Origin of the sequence: Streptacidiphilus melanogenes (assembly GCF_000787835.1) — a bacterium.
GTDB classification, from domain to species: domain Bacteria; phylum Actinomycetota; class Actinomycetes; order Streptomycetales; family Streptomycetaceae; genus Streptacidiphilus; species Streptacidiphilus melanogenes.
Genome location: NZ_BBPP01000037.1, coordinates 27,711 through 54,183 on the forward strand (window position 1 = coordinate 27,711; position 26,473 = coordinate 54,183).

The following is a 26,473-nucleotide window of genomic DNA, read 5'->3' on the forward strand; positions in this document are numbered from 1 at the left end:
CGCGGGGACAGCTACCACCTGGGGCCCACCATTCGGCTGCGGAACCGGCGCGACGCCCGCGTGCGCGGGGTTCCCCTGCGGCACGGGGCCTGACACCGCTTGGGGCACCGGCCCGGCGCCCGCCTGCGAGGCGTGCGCCTGTGGCACGGACACAGCACCCGCCTCCTGCGTGGGCGCGCCGTCGGCCGGCGGGCCGGGGGCGGCGGTTGCCTCGGCAGCGGGCCCCTGCGGGCCTGCGGCCGCTGGCTGTTCCGCAGCCCCCGTCGGCTCGGTCGGCTCCTCGGTCAGCAGGGCGCGCGCGGTGTCGTCGAGGACGGGGGCGGGCAGGGCGACCTGGGTCGTCGTGGGCAGGGCGGCCACCGGGTCGAGCTTGAACTCGGGCAGGAGCTCGCCCAGGTTCGCCAGCTTCAGCAGCAGGATCAGATCCACCGGCGCGCGGTAGCGCCACATGCGGCCGTAGACGGCGCGAAGCCGGGCGCGGTAGACGAGGCGTCGGCGCTCGTGCTCGAGGGCCTCCTCGTAGGAGCGGAGCTCCCACAGCACGCGGCGGCGGAAGAGGCGGAGCGTGGCGACCGGGGCGAAGATCCAGCGGCCGAGGCGGGTGCGCTCGAAGAGCCGGCCGGCCTCGATCTGCGCCATCCGGCCCACGGTGTGCCGGGCCGCCTCGATCGCGGCGACGAAGAGCAGCGGGACGACCGCGTGCATGCCACTGGCCAGCGGGTGGGGCCAGGCCGAGGCGGCGTTGAAGACGATGGTCGCGCCGGTCAGCACCCAGGCCAGCTGGCGCAGCAGCGGCAGCGGGATCCGCATCCAGGTCAGCAGCAGGTCGAGCGCGAGGAAGACGGTGATACCGACGTCGATGCCGATCGGCAGTACGTAGGAGAACCAGCCGAAGCCGTTGCGCTGGGCCAGCCGCAGCACCGCGTCGTACGAGCCGACGAAGCCGATGAGGGATATGACGAGGGTCCCGACCACGACGATCACCACCAGCGCCTGCTGGCCGCGGCTCAACTGGCGCCGGTTCATCCCGTCCCCTTTTCGTGTGGTCTGCGCGGTGCTGGCCCTGACTCGAGCCCATAGCTTCACACACGCCCGGCACGTGCAGGACGGGCCCTCCGCGAATTCTGGCGACCCAGCGGGTGACCACCGGGGGTCACCCGGAGAAAGGCCAGGTCAGACCGGGGCACTTGCATGCTCATGCCACCGGTGTGGGAGGCTACCCACTTCGCGGTCATCGCGAGGCGAACCGACACCCCCCGCTGTGGTGACCGTTCGGTAACTGCGCACGGACACGGAAGGTACGTAACAGTATGTCAGGCAAGCGGCTGGCGGCACTCAGTGGTTGCATAGGCCTGCTCGCGGTGACCACCGCGTGCGGCTCCTCGGACGCGACCGGCCCGGTGGCGGGCGCCCCGAACGTGATCATCAAGGTGGGCTCGGCCAACCCATACTCGACCCTCGACCCGGCGCAGGCCTATGACAACGGCGCGTGGACGGTCTACTACAACGTCTACCAGGGCTTGATGAGCTACCGTCCGGGATCGAACGTCCCGCAGGAGGACGCGGCCCAGTCCTGCGGCTACACCGACGCCACCGACGAGACGTACAAGTGCGTGCTGCGCCCGAACATGACGTTCTCCAACGGCGACCCGCTCGACGCCGCGGCGGTCAAGTACTCGATCGACCGGGTGATCAAGATCAATGACCCGAACGGGCCGGTCGCGATCCTGAGCACGAGCATCAAGTCCGTGGAGACGCAGGGCGCCGACACGGTCGTCTTCCACCTGAAGTACCCCGACGCGACCATGCCGGCCCGGCTCTGCTCCGGAGCCGCCTCGATCATCGACCCGAAGACCGTCCCGGCCGACAAGGAGGCCGCGACGGACGACACCGGCGTCATCGGCTCCGGCCGCTACAAGATCGACTCGGTCACCTTCGACGGATCGGGGGCCGACAAGCTCCCGACCGAGGTCAAGCTCTCGCTGAACCCGAACTACAAGGGCGCCGCCACGAACCCGCGCAACTCGGGCATCGACCTCAGATACTACGCGGACCAGACCGGCACCAAGAAGGCGCTCGACCACAACGACGTCGACGCCGTCATCGCCGACCTCAACGCCTCCGACGTCGTCAGCATGCAGCAGAACCAGCAGCTCGGCACCGGTCTCCAGGTGGACTCCGGCCCGGGCGGCGGCATCCACATGCTGGCGCTCAACACCACCACCGGCGTCTTCTCCAAGCCGGCCGTGCGGCGCGCGGTGGCCGAGCTGGTCAACCGCGACGACATCGTCGACAAGGCCTTCCACCACACCGTCAGCGCGGCCTACACGATCGTCCCGAGCGGCATCACCAACGCGACGGGCAGCTTCGCCGTGTACGGCCGGCAGCCGACGAGCGCGGCCACGGTCCGCGAGCAGCTGAAGAAGGCCGGGGTGTCGCTGCCGATCCCCTTCACCTTCTCCTTCTACAGCAAGGGCGACCAGGCCATCCAGCAGGAGTCCGCCCTGATCAAGAAGGAGCTGGAGGCGGACGGCCTCTTCAAGGTCACCCTGCACGACTACCTGACCTACGCGAAGCTGTCGAACGCGGTCCTGAAGAAGCCGAACTTCGACGCCTACACGCTGACCTGGTACTCCGACTACCTCGACATCGACGACTACATCAACCCGCTCGTGGGTCTCCACAACACCGTCTTCAACGGCTACGCCGCCCCGGCCTCTCTCATCTCCAGCGGCCTCGCGCACACCAACCGCGAAGACGCCAAGACGGACTACGCGGAGATCCAGAAGGACGTCGCCAAGGACGTGCCGCTCGTCCCCCTCTGGGAGAGCAGCCAGTTCGCCGCCACCCAGGCGGACATCAGCGGGGTTCCGCTGACGATGGACAGCTCGGGCATCCAGCGCTGGTGGATGATCGGCAAGAACGCCACCTCCTGAGGTCCGACGCGGCGGAGGCCGGGCCGAGCCCGCACGCCGGCCGCGTCCTCGTGCGGCGGGTCCCTCCGCCCCGCAGGGGCTGGCGGGATATCGCCGCACACCGACATTACTGCCACTGTTGCCGGAGGCCGATCCGGCGAAGACTGGTGGTCATGAAGGACACGGAACGGACCCACCTCTCCTCGATCGCCAGGCCCGCACGGGTCGTGGTCGGCGTGACGGGCTCCGCGGGCAGCGCCGCGGCGCTGCGGATGGCCGTGGCGGAGGCCCGGAGCAGCGAGCGGGTGCTCGTCGCGGTGCTGGCGTGGGAGCCGCCCGGCGGCGAGGCCGCCTACCGGCTCGCGCCGGACCCGGATCTGGTGCGCATCTGGGAGCGGGCGGCCATCGAGCGTCTGGACTCGGCCTTCGCACAGGCGTTGGGCGGTTCGGCCGACGCGTCGGCGGGGACCGTCGGCGGGGTCCCCGACGACGTGGCGCTGGAGCGCGTGGTGGTGCGCGGCCCGGCCGCCTACGCGTTGACCGGGCTCGCCGAGCGCGCCGACGACCTGCTCGTGCTCGGCGCGGGCGCCCGCCGCCCGCTGGCCCGGCTGCTGCGCGGTGCGGTGCGCCGCCGGGCGCTGGCCCACGCGCACGGGCCGGTGATGCTGGTGGCGCCGCCCGCCCAGCCGCCTGCGCTGCCGCGCGCCGTCCGGCGCGAGCTGCGCCGCCTCACCCCGGAGGACTTCCTGCGCCCCGCCGGTCTCGGCGCGCCCCACTGAGGGTCACGAGCCCACACGGACTCCCGCCGGAGCCCGGGCGGCCTGCGGTTTCGCGCCGCCGGGCCGCGCGGCGTGAGCCGGACGGGCGCCGTGAGGGCGCGGATAGAATCCCGGCATGATCGAAGAGGTCCAGGTCATCGGCGGCTGGGCGATCCGCTGCGTCTGGTCGGACGAGTCGCACCTGCCGGTGGAGCTCCACGTGACCCCCGCCGAGGGTGCGGAGAACCTGACCAACGCGCGCGGTCAGCGCGTCCACCAGCAGGGCATCTCCTCCACCGTGCTGCGCGAGGTCAAGCTGGCCCGTCCGCAGTCGAGCGGACGGGCCGTCGGGGACGCGATCCGGGAGCTCAACGAGGCCGTCGAGGCGCTCCAGGCCTTCACGGCGGGAGGCCGCGGCAGCATCACCGAGGACTACCTGCGCGCCCTGTCCCGCGCCTACAGGGCCTGCGGTCCCGCCCACACCACGACCTCGGTGAAGATGCTGGCGGAGGCGACCGGCCGCAACGGCAAGACCGTGATGAACCACCTCACCAAGGCGCGCAAGCTCGGCTACCTCGGCTGATCCGCCCGATACTGGAGGTACGGGCCGACAGGTCCACAGGACGGCGTCCCGCAGACGGGCGGGCACCGGCGCTGAGGAGACGGTCATGACCAACCACGACGGCAGTTTCGAGCTCGTCTTCTCCGCCGGCGACGGAGACGGCCGGGACGACATCGTGATCGTTCACCCGACCGGCGCGATCGGGCCGAGCGGCAACCCCGTCTACCGCGACGACACGGGGATCATCCAGGTGGAGATCAACGACAACTGCGAGGCGCGGATGCTCCCCACCAGCAGCCACCAGCATCCCCGCCGCCCGGCCTCCTGCCGGCCCCTCTCCGGCACCTGAGCAGGATCGGGCCGGACCGCGTCCAGGGCGCACCGGGCCCGTACGCACGCGGGACGTCCCGAGCTGAGGCGGACAGGCAGCCGCCGTACAGTGCTCGGGAGTGCACGCGGGTGCAGCCGGTACGCACGAGGAGGCCCACCCATCGCCGCCACGTCCACGCGGTCCACACGCGCGTCCGCCGCGCCCGGCGCCGCGCCGCTGCGCGCGCTGCGCTCGCGGCTGCCCGGCGGCCGGTCCGTGTTCTGGATCGCCCTGGTCGCCGCCCTGTACGCGCTCTCCCAGCTGGTCTTCGTGACGCCCTCGATGGGCCTGGGCTGGGACGAGACCATCTACGTGAGCCAGGTGTCGGGGCACGTGCCGGCGGAGTTCTTCAGCGCGCCGCGCTCGCGCGGGATCACCCTGGTGGTCGCACCCCTGGCCGCCGTCACCCATTCGACGGTGGCGCTGCGGGTGTATCTGTCGCTGATGTCGGCCCTCGGGCTCTTCCTCGCGCTGCTGGCTTGGCGCCGGGTGCGCGACACCCGGGTGGTCGCGCTGGCCGGGGCGCTGTTCGCCGGCCTGTGGATCACCGAGTACTACGGACCGCAGGCGATGCCCAACCTCTGGATCGCCCTCGGCGGGCTCGCCGCCGTGGGCTGTTTCCTCGACGCGCTGCACCGCCCCGCCGCGCGCCGCCCGCTGCTGGGGCTGGCCGCGGCGCTCGCCGTGGCCGCGCTGATGCGGCCGAGCGACGCCCTCTTCCTCGCGCTGCCGCTGCTCGGCGTGGCCCTGTACCGGCGGCGGCCGCGACTGCTGCTGGCCGCCCTCGGCGGCCTGCTGGCGGGGACGGCCGAGTGGATCGCGGAGGCGTACGCCAGGTTCGGCGGCGTCGGCGAGCGCCTGCACCTGTCCAGCCTCAACGAGGGCGGCCTGGGCCTGCACTGGGCCGTGGGCGACGTGCTGCGCTCGGTCGACGGTCCGATCCTGTGCCGGCCGTGCGACGTCAGCCTGAACCACAAGCCGCTGGAACTGGCCGCCTGGTGGCTGTTGCTGCCGGTCCTGGTGGTCGCCGGGGTCCTGGTCCAGCGCCGGTCCGGACGGCTCGACGCCGCGCTGCTCCCGGCGTTGTGCGGCTTCTCGGTGGCCGTGCCGTACCTGTTCCTGATCGACTACTCGGCGCCGCGCTTCCTGCTCCCGGCCTACGCCCTGCTCCTCGTCCCGGTGGCCGGCCTGCTCGCCCGGCTCGTCACCGCGGGGTCGCGGCGCAGACGCGGCTGGACGACGGCCGCCGTGGGCCTGGCCCTGGCGCTGCACCTGGCCGGGCAGTACCAGCAGCTGGCGCAGGAGGTCTCCTACACCGTCTCCTCACGCGCCGACCAGCCCTACGCGGTGCCGCAGTTCGCGCGGCTGGGACTGACCGGGGACTGCCTGCTCACCGGCGAGGACGCCGAGCCGCTCGGCTACTACACGGGCTGCCGCGCCGTGGAGACCAGCGGCAACGACGCCGACATCACCACCGCGCAGCTGCTGCGCGAGGCCCCGCGACAACCGACGGCCCTGCTGCTCTATCCGGGTGACCCCGTCCCCGGCTACGCCCGCCAGTGGACCCGGCACACGGTCGACGGCCGCGACGGGCGGACGAACTACCTGGTCTACCTGGCCCCGGCGGCGGCTCACGGCGAGTGGTTCCACACCAGCAGCAGATAGCCGCCGCAGTAGGCGGAGACGACGGTCAGGAAGCCCAGCACGACCACGGCGGTACCGGTGCGGGCGCGGGCGAGAGCGACGGCGGGCTTCAGCAGCAGCGGGAACGCGGCGACCAGGAAGCGGGCCTTGGCGTTGTAGTACCCGGAGTCGCCCAGCGCGAGGACGAGCAGCAGCGCGCTGAAGAGCAGCAGCGGCCACGGCTGCCGGTCCAGGACGGAGAGCACGAACAGCATCACGGCCAGCGCCAGGACCAGGGTGACCAGGTAGAGGTCCAGCGGGACGGGCCTGACCAGGATGGTGTGCAGTTCGTGCAACGTGTAGCCACCGCCGTCGAAGGAGGAGCCCCAGCCCGCCTTCTGGATGTGGAACCACCCGTCGAGGCGGTGCACCCGCAGCCCGACCCAGGCGAGGTAGCCGAGCCAGCCCAGCGGCGCGAGCAGGATCGCCACCCACGCCTGCCAGCCTGCGCGGCGGCGCACGATCGCCAGCAGAGCGGCCAGGCACACCACCGGCACCAGCGCCACGGCGGTCGGCCGGGACAGCCCCGCGAGCAGGCACAGCGCACCGGCGGCCGGCCAGCGCTCGGTGAGCACGCAGTACAGCGCCCAGACGGCCAGCGCAGTGAAGAGGCTCTCGCTGTAGGCCATCGACTCGACGAGCGCGTGCGGGAGGACACCCCACAACACCGCGAGCACGATGCCGGTGCGCTGGTCGTACAGCCGGTTCCCGACCGCGTACAGCCCCCAGGCGGCGGCGACTCCCGCGAGCCAGGCGATCGTGACCGCCGCGCCCGCGGCGCCCAGCGGGGAGACCAGCGTCAGGGCGCGCGCCGACATCGGGAAGAGCGGGAAGAACGCCATGTTGCTGAGCAGCGGATAGCCGTGGTCGTAGCCGTGCTCGATGATCTTCACGTAGAGGACCGAGTCCCACTCGTGGCCGAGCAGGTGCGAGAGGCTCTTGTGATCGGCGGAGCCCCAGAGCCACAGGACGACCACACCGGTGATCCGCGCCAGCAGGTAGCCGCCGACCGCGTACGCGGCGGGCCGACGGCCCGCGCGCAGGCGGGGCCTCGGCCGGGAGGACCGCTCCAGGTCAACGGGACGTATCAGACCGGACAGTGCACTGTTCCCTTCTCCACGTCTGCTCCCCGCCCCTGCAACCTCTGCACGCTTCGACGCTACGTACGCGGCGCGAGGTCCGCGCGACGACCGAGCCGGACGGACCCGAGCGGTCTGCCGGCGGGGCAGACTACGGCCCTGGCGCGAACAGCAGGCGACCTCCTGGTGTCGCCTCGGCCACCTCGGGACCGTCAAAGGGACGTCAGGATCGCGGCTTCCGGTGCAGGCAACACGTCAACGGAGGGCGTCGGCCCGGGTCAGTGGTGATCCCATGGGTCCGAGGGCGGCGCCGACCGCGGCGCCGCGCAGCCAGCCAGCCAGCCAGCCGGAGGCGATGGCCATGGGCCAGCCAGTGATGACCGTCGAGGAACCCCGGGTGGAAGCCCCCGCTCTTCCGGGCAGGTTCCGCCCCGCCACGCAGGACGAGGAGAGGGACGAGGCGGAGGACAACGTCCGCGCCAACTGCCGGGTCGCCGCACAGTTCCTGATGTGAGCGTCCACGTCCTGAGGGGCCGACTCCTCGCGGGTCTCTGACCGGGCAGAAGACCCCGAGTCCTCCACACGACGGGCACGACTGCGACGGCACGTGAAAGTCCCTTGCAGAACCGCACACATGAGCGCATATCGGAGCAATGTCCTTCTTCGTCGGTCTACGCTGACCGCAGTCCCGACACCCGCCTCAACACACACGCGCACGTGAGCGGCACTGCCCGGCATGCCCCTGTTCCGAAGACCCCCGCTGCTCCGAAAGAACGGCCCGCTCGTGAACGACGCACAGCCCACCCCGGGCAGACCCCTGCGCCCGAACGAGATCGCCCTGCTCCGTGCCAGCCGCGACCTGCTCAACCCGTTCGCGGACGAGATGGCGGTCTACTTCTACGCCATCCTCTTCCAGCGCCACCCCGAGGTCCGCCGACTCTTCCCCGCCAACCTCGACGTCCAGCGCTCCCGGCTGCTCCAGGGCCTGCTGCTGATGATCGACCTCGCCGAGGACCCGGCGCAGCTCGCGCCGTTCTGCCGTCGTCTGGGCCGGGACCACCGCAGGTTCGAGGTCCTCGGCCACCACTACCCCGCCGTCGGCGCGGCGCTGCTCGACACGCTCGCCCGCTTCGCCGACCAGGCCTGGACGCCGCAGCTGGCCGACGTCTGGGCCAGGGCCTACCAGCTCGTCGCCCGGATGATGATCGCCGCCGCCGAGGAGGACGCGGCCGTCAACCCCGCCTTCTGGCACGCCAGGATCGTCGACCACCGGCTGCGCGGCCCGGACGTCGCCGAGGTCACCGTCCTGCCCGACGCGCCCTACCCGTTCGTGGCCGGCCAGTACGCGAGCGTGGAGACGCCGTGGGAGCCGCGGCTGTGGCGCCACTACTCCCCCGCCAACGCGCCCCGCGCGGACGGCACCCTGACGTTCCACGTCAAGGCCGTCCGCGACGGCCGGGTCAGTCGCCCGCTGGTGAACCGCGCCCGGATCGGCGACACGCTGCGGCTCGGCGCGGCCCAGGGCGAGATGATCCTCGACCCGCGCATGGAACGCGACCTGGTCTGCGTGGCGGGCGGCACCGGGCTGGCGCCGATACAGGCGCTGGTCGAGCAGGCGATCCGCGACGGCAGCCGGCGCTACATGGACGTGTTCGTCGGCGCCCGCACCGCCGCCGAGCTCTACGGCTTCGAGGACCTGCTGCGCCTGGCGCAGCGCAACCACTGGCTCAACGTCCGGGCGGCCGTCTCGCACGAGGAGATACCCGGCCTGACCGGCACACTGCCCGCCGTGCTGCGCAAGTTCGGCCCGTTCTACCGGCACGACGCCTACGTGTCGGGCCCGCCCGGCATGGTCACCAGCGTGGCGCAGGTCCTGCTGGACCTGGGCGTCCCGCAGGGCCGGCTGCGCCACGACCCCTTCGACGTCCCGGCCCTGGAGACCGCCGCGACGGCGGCGAAGGCCGCGCCGGCCACGGCCGCCGCCTCACCCCGACGCCTCGACCGGATCCCGCGCCAGCAGCAGCGCGCCTGACGGACCGGCAGCCACCGATCGACGCCCGGCCGATGTGCCCGACCCGCCGCGTACTCACGTGCCGGCCGGTCCCCGGTCCGACAGCGGGAGCTCGGTGGGGACGCTTCGTGCCTCCTCCGGGCGGGCCGTGATCATCAGCCCCGCCACCAGCGCCGCCAGCAGCACGCCGCCGACCGCCCACCAGAGGGTCGAGACGTACCGGTCGTGGATCGAGCCGTGGAGCGGAACCGCGAACAGGGCCGCCCCGATCCCCGCGCCTGCCTGCAGGGCCGCGCCGACGGTCGACGAGACGGCGCCCGCCCGCGACGTGGGCACCCCTGACGTGACGGTGGCGAGGAGCGGCACGAGCGCCAGCCCCACGCCGAGGCCGACGAGCACGAGGCCGGGCAGGAGCTGGACGGTGTAGGAGCCGTGCGGCGTGGCGAAGGCCAGGAGGACCAGCCCGAGAGCGGCCACCGCCGAGCCCGTCACCGCGGGGACGCGCGGCGCCGCGCGGTCCAGCAGACGGGCGGAGACCAGCGCGGCGACGAGCACGGCGACCGCCAGTGGCACGAGCCCCAGCCCGGCCCGAAGCGGCGAGAGGTCCTCGAACTCCTCCAGGAAGAACGTCACGGACGTCAGCAGCGCGAAGAGGCCCGCGCCGGTGAGCAGGAGGGCGAAGCCGCCTCCGAATCGGTCCGACTCGGCGCCCGCCCGCGGCGACGCCGCGCTGTCCGACCTGGCCTGCTGCCACAGGAACGCGAGGAACAGCGGCACGCCCAGGAAGAGCAGCACCAGCGTCAGGCCGTTGGTCCAGCCGTTCGACCCGGCCCGGGTGAGGCCGAGCGTCAGGGCGAGCAGCCCGCCGGTGCCGAGCGCGACCGCGGCCGGGTCGACCCGGGCGCCGACGCGGGATTCGTCGTCGTGGAGCACGGCGAGTACGCCGACGAGCAGCACCACGGCGACGGGGACACCAGCGAACTGGGTCACGCGCCAGCTCAGCAGGTAGTCGAGCGAACCGCCCGCGAACATCCCGAGCGCCGTTCCGCCTCCGGCGGCCGCGGCGTAGATCCCAAGCGCCGTTCGGCGTTCCCTCGGGTCGGTGAAACTGGCGACCACCAGCGCGAGGGCGGCCGCGGTGACCAGCGCCGCCGAGAGGCCCTGCAGCGCGCGGGCGGCAAGCAGGATGCCCGAGTTCGGGGCCGCGCCGCCGAGCAGGCTCGCCGCCCCGAACCCGGCCAGGCCGACGGCCAGCGCGGGCTTGCGTCCGACCACGTCCGAGACGTGGCCCCCGAGCACCACCAGCGCGGCGAACGCGACCGTGTAGGTGTTGACCAGCAGGGTCAGCGACTGGTGGGAGATGTGGAGATCTCTCTGGATCTCCGGGACCGAGACGTTGAAGGTCCCCACCTGGAGCCCCACCATCAGCTGCGCGAGGACGACCACGGCGAGGCCCAGCCACCGCCTGGAGTGCACGGGCCCGGCGTCCCGGACGGGAACCGGAGCGGGTGGCGGCAACCACGGGCCAGGGCCCGGCGGTGGTCCGAACCCCCGCGGCGCCGCGTTCGCCGCGGCGGTGGGTGTGTAGCCCGGGTACTGAGGCGGCGTCACCGGGGGCGCCGACGGGGTGACCGGCGCGTAGTCCAGCAACTCGGCCGCATGGCGTCCCAGTTGGGCCAGTACCGGGCTGGGCAGCCATTCCGCGGACTCGTCCGCCGCCGCGGTGCGCTCGACGAGCTGCTCCAGCGTCGGCCGCTCGGCCGGGTTCTTGTGCAGGCAGGCGCGCACCAGGTCGACGAGCCCGTCCGGCACGCCGGTCAGGTCCGGCTCCTCCTCCGCGATGCGGAACAGGTGGGCGTTCAGGCCGGAGTCGCCCGCGCCGAAGAGAAGGCGCCCGGTGGCGGCGTAGACGAGGACCGCGCCGAGGCAGAACACGTCGCTGGCGGGTGTGAGTTCGAGGCCCCTGACCTGCTCCGGCGACATGAAGCCGGGCGAGCCGATCAGCATGCCGGTCCGGGTGAGCAGACTGTCCCCGGCGAGGCTGTCCATGGCGCGGGCGATGCCGAAGTCGATGACGCGCGGCCCGTCGACGGTGACCAGCACGTTGGACGGCTTCAGGTCACGGTGGATCAGCCCGGCCCGGTGGACGGCCTGCAGGGCGAGGGCGAGCCGGTTGGCGAGGGTGCGCACGGAGGTCTCGGGCAGCGGCCCGAAGTCCTTGCTGACGACCGTGTGCAGGTCGGGCCCCGGAATGTACTGGGTGGCCACCCACGGGACCGGCGCTTCGGGATCGCCGTCGAGAACCGTCGCGGTCCAGCTGCCGCCCACCTGCCGGGCGGCGGACACCTCGCGGGCGAACCGCCTGCGGAACTCCGGGTGCCCGGCATACTCGGCCTGGACGACCTTGACGGCAACGGTGCGCCCGTGTTCGGAACGGCCCAGGTAGACCAGGCCCATGCCGCCCGCGCCCAGACGGGCGATCAGTCGGTACGGGCCTATGAAGGGCGGGTCTCCGGCGATCAGCTCGTCCACCGGATCAACATAGCGACCCACCGCCCCGGTCGGCAGCGGAAACTGAAGTGCAGTCAGCAAGCTCCACACAATCCGCTCAAGACACGGTCCGCTCAGGGACCGGCCAGTCCCGCGTCGTGGGCCAGCAGGCCCGCCTGGGTGCGGTTCACACAGCCCAGCTTGTCCAACAGCCGTGAGACGTAGCCCTTCACCGTCGCCTCGGACAGGTGCAGCCGCGCGGCGATGCCCGCGTTCGACAGGCCCTCGCCGAGGCAGGCCAGCACCTCCGTCTCGCGTTCGGTCAGCGTCGCGACGAGCTTGCCCGCACGCCGTCGCGCGGAGTCGGCGTCCTCGGAGGCGGCGATGAGGCGGCGGGCCGCCGTCGGGGAGAGGACGGTATGGCCCTCGGCGGCGACCCGGACGAGGTGGATGAGGTCCTGCGGCGGGGTCGACTTGACCAGGAAACCCGTCGCGCCGGCGCGCAGCGCGCGCAGCACGTACTGGTCGGCGTCGAAGGTGGTCAGCACGACCACCCGGGGCGGGTCGGCCAGGCGGTTGATGTGCCCGATGGCGGTCAGCCCGTCCATGCCGGGCATCCGCAGGTCCATCAGCACCACGTCGGGATCCGTACGCCGCACGGCCTCGACCCCGGCTGCTCCGTCGTGCGCCTCCGCGACGACCTCGATGTCCTCGGCCGAGCCGAGGATGGTGCGCAGGAACCCGCACACCATCGGCTCGTCGTCGACCACCACGACCCGTGCCACCCGTCACCTCACCGGCTGCGACATCTGCTGGACTGTCGGGACGTACGCGGGCAGGACCGCCTCGACCTCGAAGCCGCCGTCCGGGGTTCGTCCCGTATGCAGTGTGCCCTGGACGAGTTCGATGCGCTGCCGCAGCTGGGCGATGCCGAGACCCGAGCCGGTGCCGGCCAGGGCCGCGGCGGTGCCGCCGCCCGCGCCCGCCTCGGGGCGGGTGTTGCGGACGGCGACGCGCACCCGCGTCTCGCCGTACTCGACGTGGACGGTGACGCGGGCGCCGGGCGCGTGCTTGCGGACGTTGGTGAGCGCCTCGCGCACGACCCGGTAGGCGGTGCGGCCGACGACGGGCGAGGCGAGGGAGGGGGCGCCGGACTCGACCAACTCGGTCGGGACGCCGACCGAGTTCGACTCGGCCACCAGCGTCGCGATGCCTTCCACGGACGGAGTCGGGTCGCCCTCGGGCTCGGCGCGCAGGATGCCGACCAGGTCGCGCAGCTCGTCCAGGACCTGGCAGCCGGCCGAGCGCAGCTCCTCGGCGGCACGGCGGGTCTGTTCGTCGGCGGCGGTGACCTGCATCGCACCCGCCTGCAGCACCATCAGGCTGACCCGGTGGGTCACGATGTCGTGCATCTCCCCGGCCAGCCGGGCCCGTTCCTCGGCCCGGGCCTGCCGGGCGAGCAGGTGCTGCTCGCGCTCAGCCCGCTCGGCGCGCTCCCGCAGCGCGAGGAGCAGCCGGTGGCGGGCGTTGAAGTAGAGCGCCAGCAGCGGCCCGACCGCGGTGCGCAGCAGGCCGACGGTCATGACGGAGAGCGAGCCCTGCCAGGGCCGCATCACGACCAGGGTGAGGGCGGCGAGCACGAGCAGCGCGGTGCGCCGGCCCCGACCGTCGCGCAGGTAGAAGACCGGGCCGTAGGCGGCGACGACCGTGCCGTAGGGGGCCCAGATCGCTTGGCTGTGCTCGGGGGTGAGCGCGCCGACCGGGGAGATCAGCAGCGTGAGCACGAGGGTGAACGCCCCCAGCACCGCGACCACGGTCAGCGGCGCGATGCGCCGGAAGACCAGTGAGGCGACCGCCAGGGCCTGCACGACGAGCAGGCTCCAGGCGAGCGAGTCCGGATGGGCGGGCCACCAGCTCGCGCCGCCGAGGGTGGCGACGGTGTCCAGCGCGACGAAGACGCCGGCCAGGGCCGCATCCACGGCGAGCCAGTGCTTGCCGTGCCACGGCAGCCTGTCATTCATGCTGCCCACGGTAGGTCATCCGCGGGGCCGCGACGCCGACAGCGCGCGAGGTCACGACCTTGGTCGACCGCACACCCTACGAAAGTCGCACGGCGTCGCGCGGCGCCCTCCGTTCGTCGCCCCAACGACCGACCGGCTGCTCTGCCGCAGGGTGGGGCGCGCCCGTGGAATGGAGGCAGACCTCACCGGAACCGACCCCCTCGGAAGGGGACCGCGATGACCACCACGACGACGGCGCTCGGCCTCGGGCGCTATGTGATCGACCCGAGCGGCTCTTCGGTCACGTTCACCACCCGGCACCTGTTCGGTCTCGGCCTCGTACGCGGCAGCTTCGCGATCCGCTCCGGGGCCGTCGAGCTCGCCGGGCCGGTGACCGCGTCGGCCGTGACCGCCGAGCTGGACGCTGGCAGCTTCCGCACCGGCAACGACGCCCGCGACGCGACGGTGCGCTCGCCGAAGCTGCTGGACACCGACCGGCACCCGCGGATCGTCTTCGTCTCGGAGCAGGTCTCCGAGCAGGAGGTGACCGGGACGCTCACCGTGCACGGCGTGTCGCGCCCGGTACGGCTGACGGTCACGGACACCACGGTCTCCGCCGAAGGCAGCGGGTTCCACGTCCGGGCGACGACCAGGATCGACCGCACCGACTTCGGCGTCACCGCGATGCGCGGCCTGGCCGGCCGCCACCTCGCCCTGACCGTCGAGGTGACCTGCGTGCACGCCTCCCTGCGCGACGGGACGGCGGGGTGGGCGAAGTGATGACCGGCACGCTGAACCTGCGCAAGCGCGGCCCGGCCTTCGTCCTGGACGACTCCCCCTCGGTGGCATCGCTGCGGCCCCGCCGGCGGATGCGGCGCGCGGAGATCACGGTGGACGGCCGCACGGTCGAGGCTGTGATCACCGGCCACCGGGTTGTCGGTGTGACCGTCGAGGGGCTGCTGCGTCTGGAACCGAGCGGGAGCCGCCTGCCCTCCGACAGCGGGCCCGTCGCCTGGACGACCGACCGCCACCGCGGCTTCTACCTGGGCTCGGTGGTGCGCGGCGGGGATCGGATCGACCTGCGGCTGCCGCGTCTTGGCGGCAGGCGTGTGGAGATCGCACCGGCCGGGGTCTGGCCGGACCTCGAGCTCGTCTCACTGGCCGCGTCCTTCGTGCTGTTGGCACGCCGCCGCCAGGACCGGCTGCGCGCCATGGCCGTCGCGGGCGCGACGGGCCACGGCCCGGTTGCTTGACTTTTGCAACTACTTCGTCCTACCGTCGCATTACTTGAGCAGGTCAAATGTCTACCCACTGCAAATGCTCGGAAGGACCGCGAGAGACCATGAACGCCAGCACCCCCGCCACCGACATCCCCGCCGTGGTGGCCCGCCTGCGGGCCCACTTCGCCAGTGGACGGACCAAGCCGCTCGCCTGGCGCCGGGCACAGCTCGCAGCCCTGCGGGCACTGCTGACCGAGCACACCGAGGCGTTCCAGCAGGCGCTCCACGCCGATCTGGGCAAGAGCGCGGCGGAGGCCTACCGGACCGAGATCGGCTTCACGGTCAACGAGCTCGACCACACCGTCGCCCACCTGGAGGAGTGGCTCGCACCGAAGCCCGCAGGGGTGCCCGGGGTGTTCCAGCCGGCCGAGGCGCGGGTGGTGCGCGACCCGCTGGGCGTGGTGCTGATCATCGGGCCGTGGAACTACCCGCTGCAGCTCGCTCTCGCCCCGCTGGTCGGCGCGCTCGCGGCCGGCAACACGGCCGTGGTCAAGCCCAGCGAGCTGGCCCCCCGGACCTCCGCCGCCATGGCCCGGCTGCTGCCGCAGTACCTGGCCCCCGAGGCCGTGACGGTCGTGGAGGGCGGCGTCCCCGAGACGACGGAGTTGCTGGAGCAGCACTTCGACCACATCTTCTACACCGGCAACGGCGCGGTCGGCCGGATCGTGATGGCGGCGGCCGCCAGGCACCTCACGCCCGTCACCCTGGAGCTCGGCGGCAAGAGCCCTGTCGTGGTCGAGCCGGGGGCCGACCTGGAGGTCACCGCGCGGCGGCTCGCACAGGGCAAGTTCCTCAACGCCGGACAGACCTGCGTCGCACCGGACTACGTGCTCGCCGTCGGCGAGGCGGCCACCGCCCTGGAGCCGCACCTGGTGGCGGCCGTCCGGGAGTTGTACGGGGAGGATCCGAGGAACGCGGCCTACGGCCGGATCGTGAACGAGCGTCACTTCGATCGGCTGACGGCGCTGCTGGACGATGGCCGACTCGTCACCGGCGGCGAAAACGACCGCGCGGACCGCTACCTCGCCCCGACGGTGCTGGCGGACGTCTCACCGGACGCGCCGGTGATGCAGGCGGAGATCTTCGGCCCGATCCTGCCGATCATCGCCGTGCCGGACCTGGACGCGGCGATCGCGTTCATCAACGAGCGGGACAAGCCGCTCGCCCTGTACGCCTTCACCACCTCGGAGCAGACCAAGCGCCGACTGACGGAGGAGACCTCCTCCGGGGCCCTCTCCTTCGGCCTGCCGGTCTCCCATCTGGCCATGCCCGAACTGCCGTTCGGCGGTGTGGGCGAGAGCGGCATGGGCCGCTACCACGGCGCGTACTCAGTGGAGACCTTCAGCCACGCCAAGGCGGTCGTGGACAAGCCCCTCGACTGAAAGCCGCTTGCCGCGGATTGGCAAGGACCCGTCACCGGTTGCAGCGGAACGGGGACTCCCGACCATCGTTTGACGGTTTCTTGCGCAAGTCCGTGACATTCTCTCAATTCTTGTTCTCAATATTGCATGCATGCTTCGCGGAAGTTACGGTTCCAGCCGCTCGGCGGTCTGCCGGCGTCCTCTTCGTTCCGCGAAGGAGCAACCGTTGTCCGGATGGTCCCCACGCAAGTTGAAACGAGCCGTCGCTCTCGGAGGCGGTGCGCTGCTCGTGGCGACCGGGGTCGTCGCCCCGGCCGCCGCCCAGGCGGCCTACGCCGCGACGCCCGTCGCGACCGGCGGCAGCGGCGCGAGCCTGCCCTACGCCGAGGTGCAGGCGGAGAACTCCGCCACCAACGGCACCGTGATCGGCCCGAGTTACACCCAGGGCCAGCTCGCCGACGAGGCCTCGGGCCGCAAGGCGGTCACCCTGGCGGGCAACGGCAGCGGGCAGTACGTCAGCTTCACCACACCCGTCGCAACCGACTCGATCGACTTCCGCTACTCGATCCCCGACACGTCCGGCGGGTCCGTCTACACGGCGCCGCTCTCGCTCTACATCAACGGCGTCAAGCAGAGCGACTTCACGCTCACCAACGCCTACAGCTGGTTCTACGGCAGCTACCCGTTCACCAACTCCCCCGGCAGCAACCCGCACCACTTCTACGACGAGGTGCACCGGCTGCTGAGCTCCACCTATCCGGCGGGCACCACGTTCAAGCTCCAGGTGGACTCCGGCGACAACGCCTCCTCCTACACCGTCGACCTCGCCGACTTCGAGAACGTCGGCCCGGCCCTGACCCAGCCCGCCGGTTCGGTCTCGGTCACCAGTGAGGGCGCCGACCCGACCGGCGCGGCGGACTCCACCGGTGCCTTCAACGCGGCCATCTCGGCCGCCGGTTCGGGCGGCACGGTGTGGATCCCGCCGGGCACCTACGACATCCCGGGCCACATCGCGGTCAACAACGTGACCGTGGCCGGCGCGGGCATGTGGTACTCGACCGTCACCGGCGCGGCTCCCGGCTTCTACGGCAACTCCGCACCGAACCCGAGCACGAACGTGCACCTGCAGAACTTCGCCATCTTCGGGAACGTGCAGGACCGCGACGACAGCGCCCAGGTCAACGGCATCGGCGGCGCGATGTCCAACTCCTCGGTGTCGAACGTGTGGATCGAGCACGACAAGGTCGGCGCGTGGATGGACGGGCCCATGGACTCGCTGACCTTCAGCGGCATGCGGATCCGCGACACCACCGCCGACGGCGTCAACTTCCACGGCGGCGTGACCAACTCCAAGGTGACGAACAGCGACATCCGCAACACCGGTGACGACGGCATCGCCACCTGGGCCGACTCCAGCATCGGCGCGGACGCCAACGACACCGTCTCGAACAACACGGTGCAGCTGCAGATGCTCGCCAACGGCATCGCGATCTACGGCGGGCACGACAACACCGTCACCGGGAACCTCGTCGAGGACACCGGCATCACCCAGGGCGGCGGCATCCACGTCGGTCAGCGGTTCACCTCCACGCCGGTCGGCACGACGACCATCTCGAACAACACCCTGATCCGGAACGGCAGTCTGGACCCGAACTGGCAGTTCGGCGTCGGCTCGCTCTGGTTCGACGGCAGCCAGGGCGCGATCACCGGTCCGATCAACGTCTCCAACGCCCTGATCGAGCAGAGCCCGTACGAGGCGGTCCAGTGGGTCGAGGGGACGATCAGCGGGGTCAACCTCAACACCGTCACCATCGCCGGGACCGGCACCTTCGCGCTGCAGGAGCAGACCGGCGGGGCGGCGTCGTTCACCAACGTGACCGCGACCGGCGTGGGCGCGCCCGCACCGGTGTACAACTGCGAGGGCGGCAACTTCGTCGTCACGGACAACGGCGGCAACTCCGGGATCAGCGGCACCCCGTACTGCAGCGGCTGGCCGACCCCGGTCTACCCGCCCTACCCGGCCACCGGCGTCACCGCCTCGCCGAGCGCGCTGAACTTCGGCTCCGTGGCCACCGGCGCGACCAGCGCGGCGCAGACCGTCACGGTCAACAACCCGACCTCCTCGGCCGCGTCGGTGGCGTCGATCGCCACCAGCGGGGACTTCGCGCAGACCAACACCTGCGGCAACTCCCTCGCGGCCGGCGCCTCCTGCACGGTGAGCGTCACCTTCTCGCCGACCGCGACCGGCAGCCGCAGCGGCAACCTCACCGTCAACGCGGGCGGGGTCACCAACACGGTCAGCCTCTCCGGGACGGGCACCGCGCCCGGTCCGGTGCTGGGGGCCAACCCGGCCAGCCTGACCTTCGGCCGGACCGTCGTCGGCGCAGGCGGCGGAAGCAAGACGGTCACCCTCACCAACTCCGGCACCAGCACGGCCACCGTCTCCAACGTCGCGGTCAGCGGCGACTTCAGCCAGTCGAACAACTGCGGAGCGATCGCGGCCGGCGGTTCCTGCACCGTCACCGTCGGCTTCACCCCGACCGCGGCGGGCGCCCGCACCGGCACGCTGACGGTCACCAGCAACGCCAACAACAGCCCCACCAGCGTCGGTCTGACCGGCACGGCCATCGACAGCAGCACGAACATCGCCGCCGGACAGCCGACCTCGGCGAGCTCCAGCAACGGCCAGTACGTGTCCGCCAACCTCACCGACACCGACCCGTCGACCTACTGGGAGAGCGCCAACGGCGCCTTCCCGCAGTGGGCGCAGGTCGACCTCGGACAGAGCTACGGCATCGGCAAGGTCGTGCTGCGTCTGCCGCCGTCCACCGCGTGGGGCGCGCGCTCCGAGACGCTGTCGGTGCTCGGCTCGACCGACGGGACCAACTTCTCCACCATCGTCGGCTCGGCAGGCTACAACTTCGACCCGAGCGCGAACAGCAACACCGTCACCATCCCGTTCGGCGCCACCAACGCCCGCTACGTGCGGATCAACATCACCGCCAACACCGGCTGGTCGGCAGGCCAGCTCTCCGACCTCGCGGTCTACCCGAGCGCGGGCGGCTCCTCCGCCGCGACGCTCGCGGCCGCCCCGACCTCGCTGAGCTTCGCCGGGCAGACCGTCGGCTCGACCAGCTCCGCCCAGGCGGTGACGGTCACCAACACCGGCAACGCCACCGCGTCCATCTCCTCGGTCACCACCACCGGCGACTTCGCGCAGACCAACACCTGCGGCAGCTCGCTCGGGGCGAGCGCCTCCTGCACGGTGAACGTCACCTTCAAGCCGACGGCGACGGGCACGCGGACCGGCAGCGTCACCGTCAACGGCAACGCGTCGAACAACCCGCTGACGATCGCGCTCACCGGCACCGGCACCAGCAGCGCCCCGGTCGATCTGGCGCTGAACAAGGCGACGAGCGAGTCCAGCAACACCCAGAACTACGTCTCGTCCAACGTCACCGACGGCGACCAGTCCAGCTACTGGGAGAGCAACAACGGCGCCTTCCCGCAGTGGGTGCAGGTGGACCTCGGCTCGGCGCAGAGCGTGAGCCGGGTCGTGCTGGAGCTGCCGAACAGCACCTCGTGGGGAGCGCGCACCCAGACGCTCTCGCTCCAGGGCAGCACCGACGGCAGCAACTTCACCACCGTCGTCGGCTCGGCCGCCTACACCTTCGACCCGAACGTGGGCGGTAACACGGTCACACTCACCTTCCCCGCGAGCACCCAGCGGTTCTGGCGGGTCAACGTCACCGCCAACACCGGCTGGCCGGCGGGGCAGCTCTCGGAGTTCCAGATCTTCAACAGCTGAACCCAACGGAGCGTGGCGTGCCGCCGCAGGGTGCCTCCTGCGGTGGCACGCCGCTTTGGGTGTCAGCCCGTCACGGTGTTGGACGTGACGCTGCCGCTCGCGCCGTCGAGGGTGAGCAGGTGGCGCACGCCGTCCGGTCCGAGCACCACGACCTGCCAGGCCGTGCCGCCGCCCGCTTCCGGCACGGTGGCCAGCGACTCGGCCTTGCCGCCGGAGACGGCGGCCTCCGCCTTGGTCACCGCCTGGTCCGCCGAAAGGGACGGCAGCGGCGCCGGGGCCACCGACGTGCCCGCCACCAAGGGACCGGCCGCACCGGGCACGGCGGGACCGGGCACGGCCACGACCTGACCGCCCTTCACCACCACGGCGCCGCCGCCGAAGCCGCCCGCCTGCTGGGCGATGACCCGCTTCAGGCCCGGCAGGCCGTCCGGCCCGACCGCGACGGCGACGTGCCCGTCGCTGTGGTGCACCACGGCCGCGGTCACCGCGGCCGAGCCGCCGACCAGCACGACCGCGACCACGCCGCCGACGACCCAGCGGGACCGGCGGCCGGTGACCACCCGGCGGACCGGACCGCGCCGACGCGCCGGCTGCTCCGCGTGCTCCGCCTGCTCGTCGTGGTCCACGGCTTCGTCGTACTCGCCGTGCCCGTCGTGCCCGGTGGGCTCGTCCGGCTCGGCGGGCACCGGGCCCGACGCGAACGGATCGCTCATCTCGGCTCCTTCATGGGTTCGTCCCGGGGATTCGGTCCCTGAGAATCCCGCAGCGACGCTGAAGGCCCGCTGAAGATCTTGAAGACCTCTTCAGCTTGCTCCCGGCCGGTGCTGTCACCCTGGTCCGGTGCGCGTACTGATAGTGGAGGACGAACGGCGGCTCGCCGCCGCGCTGCAGCGCGGCCTGGAGGCGGACGGCTTCGCCGTCGACGTCGCCTACGACGGGATCACCGGTCTGCGGCAGGCCACGCGCAGCCCCTACGACGTCGTCGTGCTCGACATCATGCTGCCGGGCCTGAACGGCTACCGGGTCTGCTCGACGCTGCGAGCCGACGGCTACCAGGCGGGCATCCTCATGCTGACGGCCAAGGACGGCGAGTGGGACGAGGCCGAGGCGCTGGACACCGGCGCCGACGACTTCCTGTCCAAGCCCTTCTCCTACGTCGTCCTGGTCGCCCGGCTGCGCGCGCTGGCCCGCCGGGTCGGCGGGCGGCAGCCGCGCCTGGTCAGCCTCGGCGACCTGGCCGTCGACCTGGGCGCGCGCACCTGCACCCGGGCGGGCCGGCCGGTCCGGCTCACCGCACGGGAGTTCGCCGTGCTGGAGCACCTGGCGCTGCGCGCGGGCGACGTCGTCTCCAAGCGGGACATCCTGGACGCGGTCTGGGACGAGAACTACGACGGCGACGCGAACGTCGTCGAGGTCCACGTCAGCGCGCTGCGGCGGAAGATCGACACGCCGTTCGGGCGGGCGGCGGTGCAGACCGTGCGCGGCGTCGGCTACCGGCTGGCGGTGGACGGTGGTTGACGGCATCCCCCAGGGTGGCCACCGCCGCGGCGTCCGTCGGCGGCTCGGCGCGCTGCGCGCCCGCATCACGCCGCGCTCGGTGCGCGCCCGCGCGACGCTGGCCGCGTGCACGGTGGTGGCGGTCGCGCTCACCGTCGCCTCGCTGGCCATGCTGAGCCTGCTGCGAGCCAACCTGCGCGGCACCGCCGAGGCGACCGCCCGGGGGCAGGCCGGGGTGGTGGCCAAGCTGGCCGCGGGCGGACAGCTGGGCAAGCTGGTGCCTCTGGGCGACGGCACCGACTTCGTCCAGGTCGTCGACGGCAAGGGCCGGGTGGTGGCGGCGAGTCAGAACCTCGCGGGTCGTCCGGCACTGCCCGAAGTCCCGCTGCCGGTCATGGAGGTGCCCGGGCTCAAGCCGTTCGGGATCGACGCGCGCCAGCAGATCACCAGCGTCGTCGCGGAGACGCCCGAAGGGCCGGTCGTCATCCGCACCGGCGTCTCGCTGCGCGCCGCCGACGACGCCGTCTCCACCACCGCGCTCACCCTCGCCGTCGGCTGCCCGCTGCTGCTGCTCACCGTCGCCCTGGTCACCTGGCGGGTGACCGGCCGGGCGCTGCGGCCGGTGGAGGCGATCCGGAGCGAGGTCGCCGCGATCGGCGAGCAGGAGCTGCACCGGCGGGTGCCGGTCCCGCGCGGCGAGGACGAGATCACCCGGCTGGCACGGACCATGAACGGGATGCTGGACAGGCTGGACCTGGCCGGGCGGCGGCAGCGCCAGTTCATCGCCGACGCCTCCCACGAGCTGCGCAGCCCGATCGCCGTGCTGCGCACCCAGTTGGAGGTCGCCCTGGGCCACCCCGACCCGCGGGTGCGCGTCGAGCTCACCGAGGGCGCGCTGCAGGACTCCGAACGCCTCCAGGACCTGGCCGCCGACCTGCTCTTCCTCGCCCGGCTCGACGCGGGTCCGACGGAGCTGCCCACCGGCCCGGTCGACCTCGCCGAGCTGGTGCGGGTCGCCGTCCGCGGACGCGCGGGGCGGCGGGTGACGTTCACCCTCGACCTGGACGACGAGACGGTCGTGCCGGGCCACCACCTGTGGCTGACGCGGCTGGTGACGAACCTGCTGGACAACGCGGAGCGGCACGCGCGCGCCGCCGTGCGCGTCACGGTGCGGACCGACGGCGACGCGGCGGTCCTGTGCGTCCACAACGACGGCCCCGCCCTCGACGCCGGGGACCGCGAGCGGATCTTCGAGCGGTTCACCCGCCTCGACGACGCCCGCAGCCGCGACGAGGGCGGCGCGGGCCTGGGCCTTCCGATCGCGCGGGACATCGCCCACCACCACGGCGGCACCCTCGCGGTGGTCGACCCGACCGAGCTCCCGGCGGAGGCGGCGGCCGCGGAGAGCGCCGAGAGCGCGACGGGCGCTGAGGGCGCCGAGGGCGCGACCTTCGAGGCGCGCCTGCCCGGCCTGTCGGCTCAGCGCTCCCGGTAGACCAGCGCGACGAGCGCCACCAGCGTGGTGGCGAGCAGCAGCGCCCACGCGCCGTGGTCGTGCAGGACGAGGACGGCGCCGGGCGCAGCCCCGGCGATCATGGCGACCACGGTCAGGACACGGCGGCGCAGCCGGGTGTTCGCGCCGCCCGCCAGGGAGGAATCGGCGGCGATCCCGGTGAGGGTCATGGTGAGCACGGTCGTCGAGATGTCGCGCACGGCGAGCTTGCGGACGGTGCCGTTGCGCAGGCCCATGGAGAGTCCGAGCACGGCGATCAACCCGAGCTGGGTGTGCCGGACGCCGGCGACGAAGCCGATGACGGTGGCGAGGGCCTGCAGCGACGCCTCCAGCAGCAGCGCGGTGCGGAACCAGCGCGGCCGTGAGCTGTGCCGGTGCCGGATGGCCAGCCGTCCGGCCCAGGCCGAGCCGACCAGGAACGCGCCCAGCGACGTCAGCGAGCCCGCCGCGGAGAAGCCGGGCGCACCCGCGATGGCGAAGCCGACGACCACGACGTTGCCGGTCATGTTGGCGGTGAACACGTGCCCGAGGCCCAGGTAGCTGACGGCGTCGACGACGCCGCTGACGAGGGTGAGCACCAGCAGGGAGACCGTGAGCGGGTGGCCGTCCCCGATCTCGGCGCCGGTCGGGACCGGACGGCTCTGGGCTGTGGACATCCACCGAGCATCCCAGCGCCGACAGCCCGGCGTCGCCGTCCCGGCGACCGACACGCCGTCCTCAGGAAGCCGGGAGACGCGACTTAAGTTGATACATCAACTATGTACCGACTATGATCATCACTGAACGACGACGACTTGGAGGAGCGATGGCACAGCGCGTGGTGGACAACCCGGACGCGTCGCGGTTCGAGATCTACGACGGCGAGGAGATGGCCGGCTTCGCCGAGTACCACCGGTTCCGGAACGAGATCGCCTTCATCCACACCGAGATCGACCCGAGCTTCGAGGGCCGGGGTCTGGGCAGCGCCCTCGCCCGCGCCGCACTGGACGCCGCCCGCGAGCAGGGCCTGGAGGTGCTGCCCTTCTGCCCGTTCATCCGCGGCTGGATCACCAAGCACCCCGAGTACGTCGACCTGGTGCCGCAGGCCCAGCGCGCACGGTTCGGCCTGTGAGCCCCGAGTCCGCAGCGCACGCCGGGGCCACCGACGTCGCCGGGTCCGGCCCGGACGGCTTCGCCCGCGTGGGCGCGGCCGTCGCCACCCTGACCGGCCCGGACTACCACGTCGACATCCGCGTCGGCCGCCACGCCCTGGCCGCGGACGAGCCGGTCTCCCGCGGTGGCGCCGACACCGCCCCCACGCCCATCGGCCTGCTGCTGTCCGCGCTCGGCTCCTGCACCGCCGTGACGCTGCGGATGTACGCGCAGCGCAAGGGCTGGGGCCTGGACGAGGTTCGCGTGCACACCGCCTACGAGGAGGGCCCGGACGGGAGCCACCGGATCACCCGGCGCATCGACCTCGACGGCGAACTCGACGAGGCCCAGCGCAGCCGCCTGCTGGAGATCGCCGAGCGCACGCCCGTCACCCGGGCCATCCGCGAAGGTGTCCCCGTCCTGCCCGCACCGGCCCACTCCGCCGCCCTCGGTCCGCACACGGCCGGCTGACGAGTGCGGACGCCGCGTCCGCCTCAGACCGTGTCTGAGATCTCGCGTGCCCTGAGGTCAGGGTGATCGTTGAGTCCGATGTGGCTGGTGGGGGGCTATCCGTCGGATCTGACGGGTGAACAGTGGGAGTTGGTCGAGCGGTGAAGGGCCGCAAGCGCTTCATCATCACCGACACCCTCGGCCTGCTGCTCGCGGTCCATGTCGTGGCGGCCAACGTCCAGGACCGTGACGGTGCCAAGCACCCGCTGCTGTGGACTCGCCTCGACCACCCTGGCGTCCGGAAGATCTGGGCCGACCAGGGCTTCGCCGGCCGCTTGGTCGACTGGACCGCGCAGACCCTCGGCCGTGACCTGGAGATCGTCCGGAAGGACCCTGGCCAGCGCGGTTTCCAGGTCCAGTCGAAGCGGTGGGCGGTGGAGCGGACATTCTCGTGGCTTACCGCCCACCGGCGACTGGCCCGGGATTACGAAGCCGGCCCGGCCCGGGCGGAGACCATGATCAGATGGGCGATGATCGGCGTCATGGTCCGCCGGCTCACCCGTGTCCGTCCCGCCGCACGGCCGGGCCGCAGGCCGCTGGTCCGGGTGGCGCTGGACGAGGGTACGGTTCCGGCCTGACCACTGACACTGCCCCTACAAGCGGGACCTGGGACGGCGCCTTGGTGCGCTCGCGTGTCGCCGCGATGGCCATGGAAGATCCTGAGTATCACCGCTTCGGTGCCCCAGAACGTGCGTTCAAACCCCTAGAGATTGGCGCACATAGGAACCACTGGCGGCTTGGGCCGCGGGTGGATCGCCCCGGTCTGGCGATGGATCGTTAGGACGCAGACGCTCCGACCGGGCAACCTTTCCCTGCGAAAGAGACTCTGGAGGGGCATGCACACCGCGAACCAGCTCGACTTCCACGACTTCGCGGCCTCACGCTGGCCCCGGCTGTTCCGGCTCGCGATGCTGTTGACCGACGATCAGGGCCTGGCGGAGGACCTCGCGCAAAGCGCGCTGACAGCCGTCTACACCTCTTGGAGCCGCGTCAGACGAGCCGAGGACCCCGACGCGTATGCGCGCCGCGTCCTGCTCAACGCCCATCTGGGACGTTTCCGCAGGAAACGACCCAAAGAGGTGCCCCTCGTGGCGGAGGCCGGCCCCTCGGTGCCGGACCCCGCCGGAGCCGTGGACACCCGCCTCGCCCTCAACGCCGCCCTTGCCTGCCTGCCGCCCCGGCAGCGCGCGGTGGTGGTGCTGCGCTACTGGTCGGACCTGACCGAGGAGCAGACCGCGGCCAGCCTCGGCTGCTCGGTCGGCACCGTCAAGAGCCAGACGTCCAAGGCGATGGCCAAACTGCGCGTCCACCCCGCGCTCGCGCACGCCCCCGAGGAGGTCCACAACCGATGAACACCTTCGACGACGCCGTCCTGCACGAGGCGCTCGACGAGCAGGTCGCCCCGGTCCCGGTGCCACCGCTCCCCCTGGCGTCGATCGTCGACGCGGGCGCCCGCCGCCGCCGCGCCCGCCGACTGCTGAGCGGGGCCGGGATCGCCGCGGCGG

General features: G+C 72.4%; 23 protein-coding genes and 1 pseudogene. 17 read left to right on the forward strand and 7 right to left on the reverse strand.

Translation table 11 applies throughout. The features are described from left to right. On the reverse strand, nt 1–1,026 hold a 1,026-nt coding region (locus TR49_RS45065), incomplete at its 3' end, for a DUF2637 domain-containing protein (RefSeq protein ID WP_201776242.1). Nucleotides 1,027–1,310: 284 nt separating this feature from the next. Here TR49_RS45065 and TR49_RS29895 point away from each other — a divergent pair. From TR49_RS29895 to TR49_RS29915, 5 genes are all read left to right on the forward strand, one after another. Continuing rightward, nucleotides 1,311–2,936 (forward strand): ABC transporter substrate-binding protein, encoded by a 1,626-nt coding sequence (locus TR49_RS29895; protein ID WP_042387115.1) that lies wholly within the window; start codon nt 1,311–1,313, stop codon nt 2,934–2,936. A 152-nt stretch (nt 2,937–3,088) separates the two neighbouring features. Beyond that, nucleotides 3,089–3,694, forward strand: a complete 606-nt coding sequence (locus TR49_RS29900; RefSeq protein ID WP_042387177.1) for a universal stress protein — start codon at nt 3,089–3,091, stop codon at nt 3,692–3,694. Between the two features lie 115 nt (nt 3,695–3,809). Continuing rightward, nucleotides 3,810–4,256, forward strand: a complete 447-nt coding sequence (locus tag TR49_RS29905; RefSeq protein WP_042387116.1) for a hypothetical protein — start codon at nt 3,810–3,812, stop codon at nt 4,254–4,256. 85 nt (nt 4,257–4,341) lie between these two features. Next, nucleotides 4,342–4,584, forward strand: a complete 243-nt coding sequence (locus tag TR49_RS29910) for a DUF6296 family protein (RefSeq protein ID WP_042387117.1) — start codon at nt 4,342–4,344, stop codon at nt 4,582–4,584. 237 nt (nt 4,585–4,821) lie between these two features. Continuing rightward, nucleotides 4,822–6,270 carry a hypothetical protein gene (locus TR49_RS29915; RefSeq protein WP_152627518.1) on the forward strand — a complete coding sequence of 483 codons (1,449 nt, stop codon included), beginning with the start codon at nt 4,822–4,824 and terminating at the stop codon, nt 6,268–6,270. On the opposite strand, the gene TR49_RS29920 is transcribed toward TR49_RS29915, so the two are convergent. Further along, a complete protein-coding gene (locus tag TR49_RS29920) occupies nt 6,237–7,265 on the reverse strand; it encodes a mannosyltransferase family protein (RefSeq protein ID WP_201776243.1) in 1,029 nt (342 codons plus the stop codon). The genes TR49_RS29915 and TR49_RS29920 overlap by 34 nt on opposite strands. A gap of 463 nt (nt 7,266–7,728) precedes the next feature. Here TR49_RS29920 and TR49_RS44085 point away from each other — a divergent pair, with 463 nt between their 5' ends. Then, nucleotides 7,729–7,881, forward strand: coding sequence for a hypothetical protein (locus TR49_RS44085; protein WP_160311654.1), 153 nt, complete (start codon nt 7,729–7,731; stop codon nt 7,879–7,881). Nucleotides 7,882–8,151: 270 nt separating this feature from the next. After that, on the forward strand, nt 8,152–9,399 hold the full coding sequence (locus TR49_RS29930; protein WP_063770210.1) for a globin domain-containing protein: 1,248 nt from the start codon (nt 8,152–8,154) through the stop codon (nt 9,397–9,399). 54 nt (nt 9,400–9,453) lie between these two features. Here TR49_RS29930 and TR49_RS46470 read toward each other — a convergent pair whose 3' ends face one another. From TR49_RS46470 to TR49_RS29945, 3 genes are all read right to left on the reverse strand, one after another. Then, a complete protein-coding gene (locus tag TR49_RS46470) occupies nt 9,454–11,910 on the reverse strand; it encodes an MDR family MFS transporter (RefSeq protein ID WP_052434753.1) in 2,457 nt (818 codons plus the stop codon). 92 nt (nt 11,911–12,002) lie between these two features. Further along, nucleotides 12,003–12,653: a response regulator gene (locus TR49_RS29940; RefSeq protein ID WP_084725590.1), complete on the reverse strand. Its 651-nt coding sequence runs from the start codon at nt 12,651–12,653 to the stop codon at nt 12,003–12,005. Nucleotides 12,654–12,656: 3 nt separating this feature from the next. Continuing rightward, nucleotides 12,657–13,889 carry a sensor histidine kinase gene (locus tag TR49_RS29945; protein ID WP_042387183.1) on the reverse strand — a complete coding sequence of 411 codons (1,233 nt, stop codon included), beginning with the start codon at nt 13,887–13,889 and terminating at the stop codon, nt 12,657–12,659. Nucleotides 13,890–14,105: 216 nt separating this feature from the next. Between TR49_RS29945 and TR49_RS29950 the strand changes: the two genes are divergently transcribed. The 4 genes from TR49_RS29950 to TR49_RS29965 all read left to right on the forward strand — a co-directional run bounded on the left by TR49_RS29950 (nt 14,106) and on the right by TR49_RS29965 (nt 20,317). Next, nucleotides 14,106–14,648 carry a YceI family protein gene (locus tag TR49_RS29950; protein ID WP_042387119.1) on the forward strand — a complete coding sequence of 181 codons (543 nt, stop codon included), beginning with the start codon at nt 14,106–14,108 and terminating at the stop codon, nt 14,646–14,648. Then, the gene (locus TR49_RS29955) at nt 14,648–15,121 is read left to right on the forward strand and encodes a hypothetical protein (protein ID WP_042387120.1); all 474 of its coding nucleotides are present in this window, start codon (nt 14,648–14,650) and stop codon (nt 15,119–15,121) included. Before TR49_RS29950 ends, TR49_RS29955 begins: the two co-directional genes overlap by 1 nt. Nucleotides 15,122–15,210: 89 nt before the next feature. After that, nucleotides 15,211–16,530, forward strand: a complete 1,320-nt coding sequence (locus TR49_RS29960; protein WP_042387121.1) for an aldehyde dehydrogenase family protein — start codon at nt 15,211–15,213, stop codon at nt 16,528–16,530. Nucleotides 16,531–16,735: 205 nt separating this feature from the next. Then, a complete protein-coding gene (locus TR49_RS29965) occupies nt 16,736–20,317 on the forward strand; it encodes a choice-of-anchor D domain-containing protein (protein ID WP_042387122.1) in 3,582 nt (1,193 codons plus the stop codon). A 62-nt stretch (nt 20,318–20,379) separates the two neighbouring features. Here the strand turns inward: TR49_RS29965 and TR49_RS29970 are convergent, their stop codons facing one another. Further along, a complete protein-coding gene (locus TR49_RS29970) occupies nt 20,380–21,030 on the reverse strand; it encodes a PepSY domain-containing protein (protein ID WP_042387123.1) in 651 nt (216 codons plus the stop codon). A 127-nt stretch (nt 21,031–21,157) separates the two neighbouring features. Between TR49_RS29970 and TR49_RS29975 the strand changes: the two genes are divergently transcribed. Then, nucleotides 21,158–21,835 carry a response regulator transcription factor gene (locus TR49_RS29975; protein WP_042387124.1) on the forward strand — a complete coding sequence of 226 codons (678 nt, stop codon included), beginning with the start codon at nt 21,158–21,160 and terminating at the stop codon, nt 21,833–21,835. After that, a complete protein-coding gene (locus tag TR49_RS29980) occupies nt 21,828–23,309 on the forward strand; it encodes a sensor histidine kinase (RefSeq protein WP_063770211.1) in 1,482 nt (493 codons plus the stop codon). The genes TR49_RS29975 and TR49_RS29980 overlap by 8 nt, the downstream gene beginning before the upstream one ends. On the opposite strand, the gene TR49_RS29985 is transcribed toward TR49_RS29980, so the two are convergent. After that, nucleotides 23,294–23,983 (reverse strand): YoaK family protein, encoded by a 690-nt coding sequence (locus TR49_RS29985; protein WP_042387125.1) that lies wholly within the window; start codon nt 23,981–23,983, stop codon nt 23,294–23,296. The two genes, TR49_RS29980 and TR49_RS29985, sit on opposite strands and share 16 nt — an antisense overlap. Nucleotides 23,984–24,132: 149 nt before the next feature. Here TR49_RS29985 and TR49_RS29990 point away from each other — a divergent pair, with 149 nt between their 5' ends. The 4 genes and pseudogenes from TR49_RS29990 (at nt 24,133) to TR49_RS30005 (ending at nt 26,320) form a co-directional block, all read left to right on the forward strand. Further along, the gene (locus tag TR49_RS29990) at nt 24,133–24,438 is read left to right on the forward strand and encodes a GNAT family N-acetyltransferase (RefSeq protein WP_042387127.1); all 306 of its coding nucleotides are present in this window, start codon (nt 24,133–24,135) and stop codon (nt 24,436–24,438) included. Then, entirely contained in the window at nt 24,435–24,929 is a 495-nt protein-coding gene (locus TR49_RS29995; RefSeq protein ID WP_201776244.1) for an OsmC family protein, read from the forward strand. The genes TR49_RS29990 and TR49_RS29995 overlap by 4 nt, the downstream gene beginning before the upstream one ends. Nucleotides 24,930–25,060: 131 nt before the next feature. Continuing rightward, a pseudogene (locus tag TR49_RS30000) lies at nt 25,061–25,546 on the forward strand (IS5/IS1182 family transposase); the annotation flags it as partial. A gap of 258 nt (nt 25,547–25,804) precedes the next feature. After that, nucleotides 25,805–26,320, forward strand: a complete 516-nt coding sequence (locus TR49_RS30005) for a SigE family RNA polymerase sigma factor (RefSeq protein WP_042387128.1) — start codon at nt 25,805–25,807, stop codon at nt 26,318–26,320. Nucleotides 26,321–26,473 lie beyond the last annotated feature (153 nt).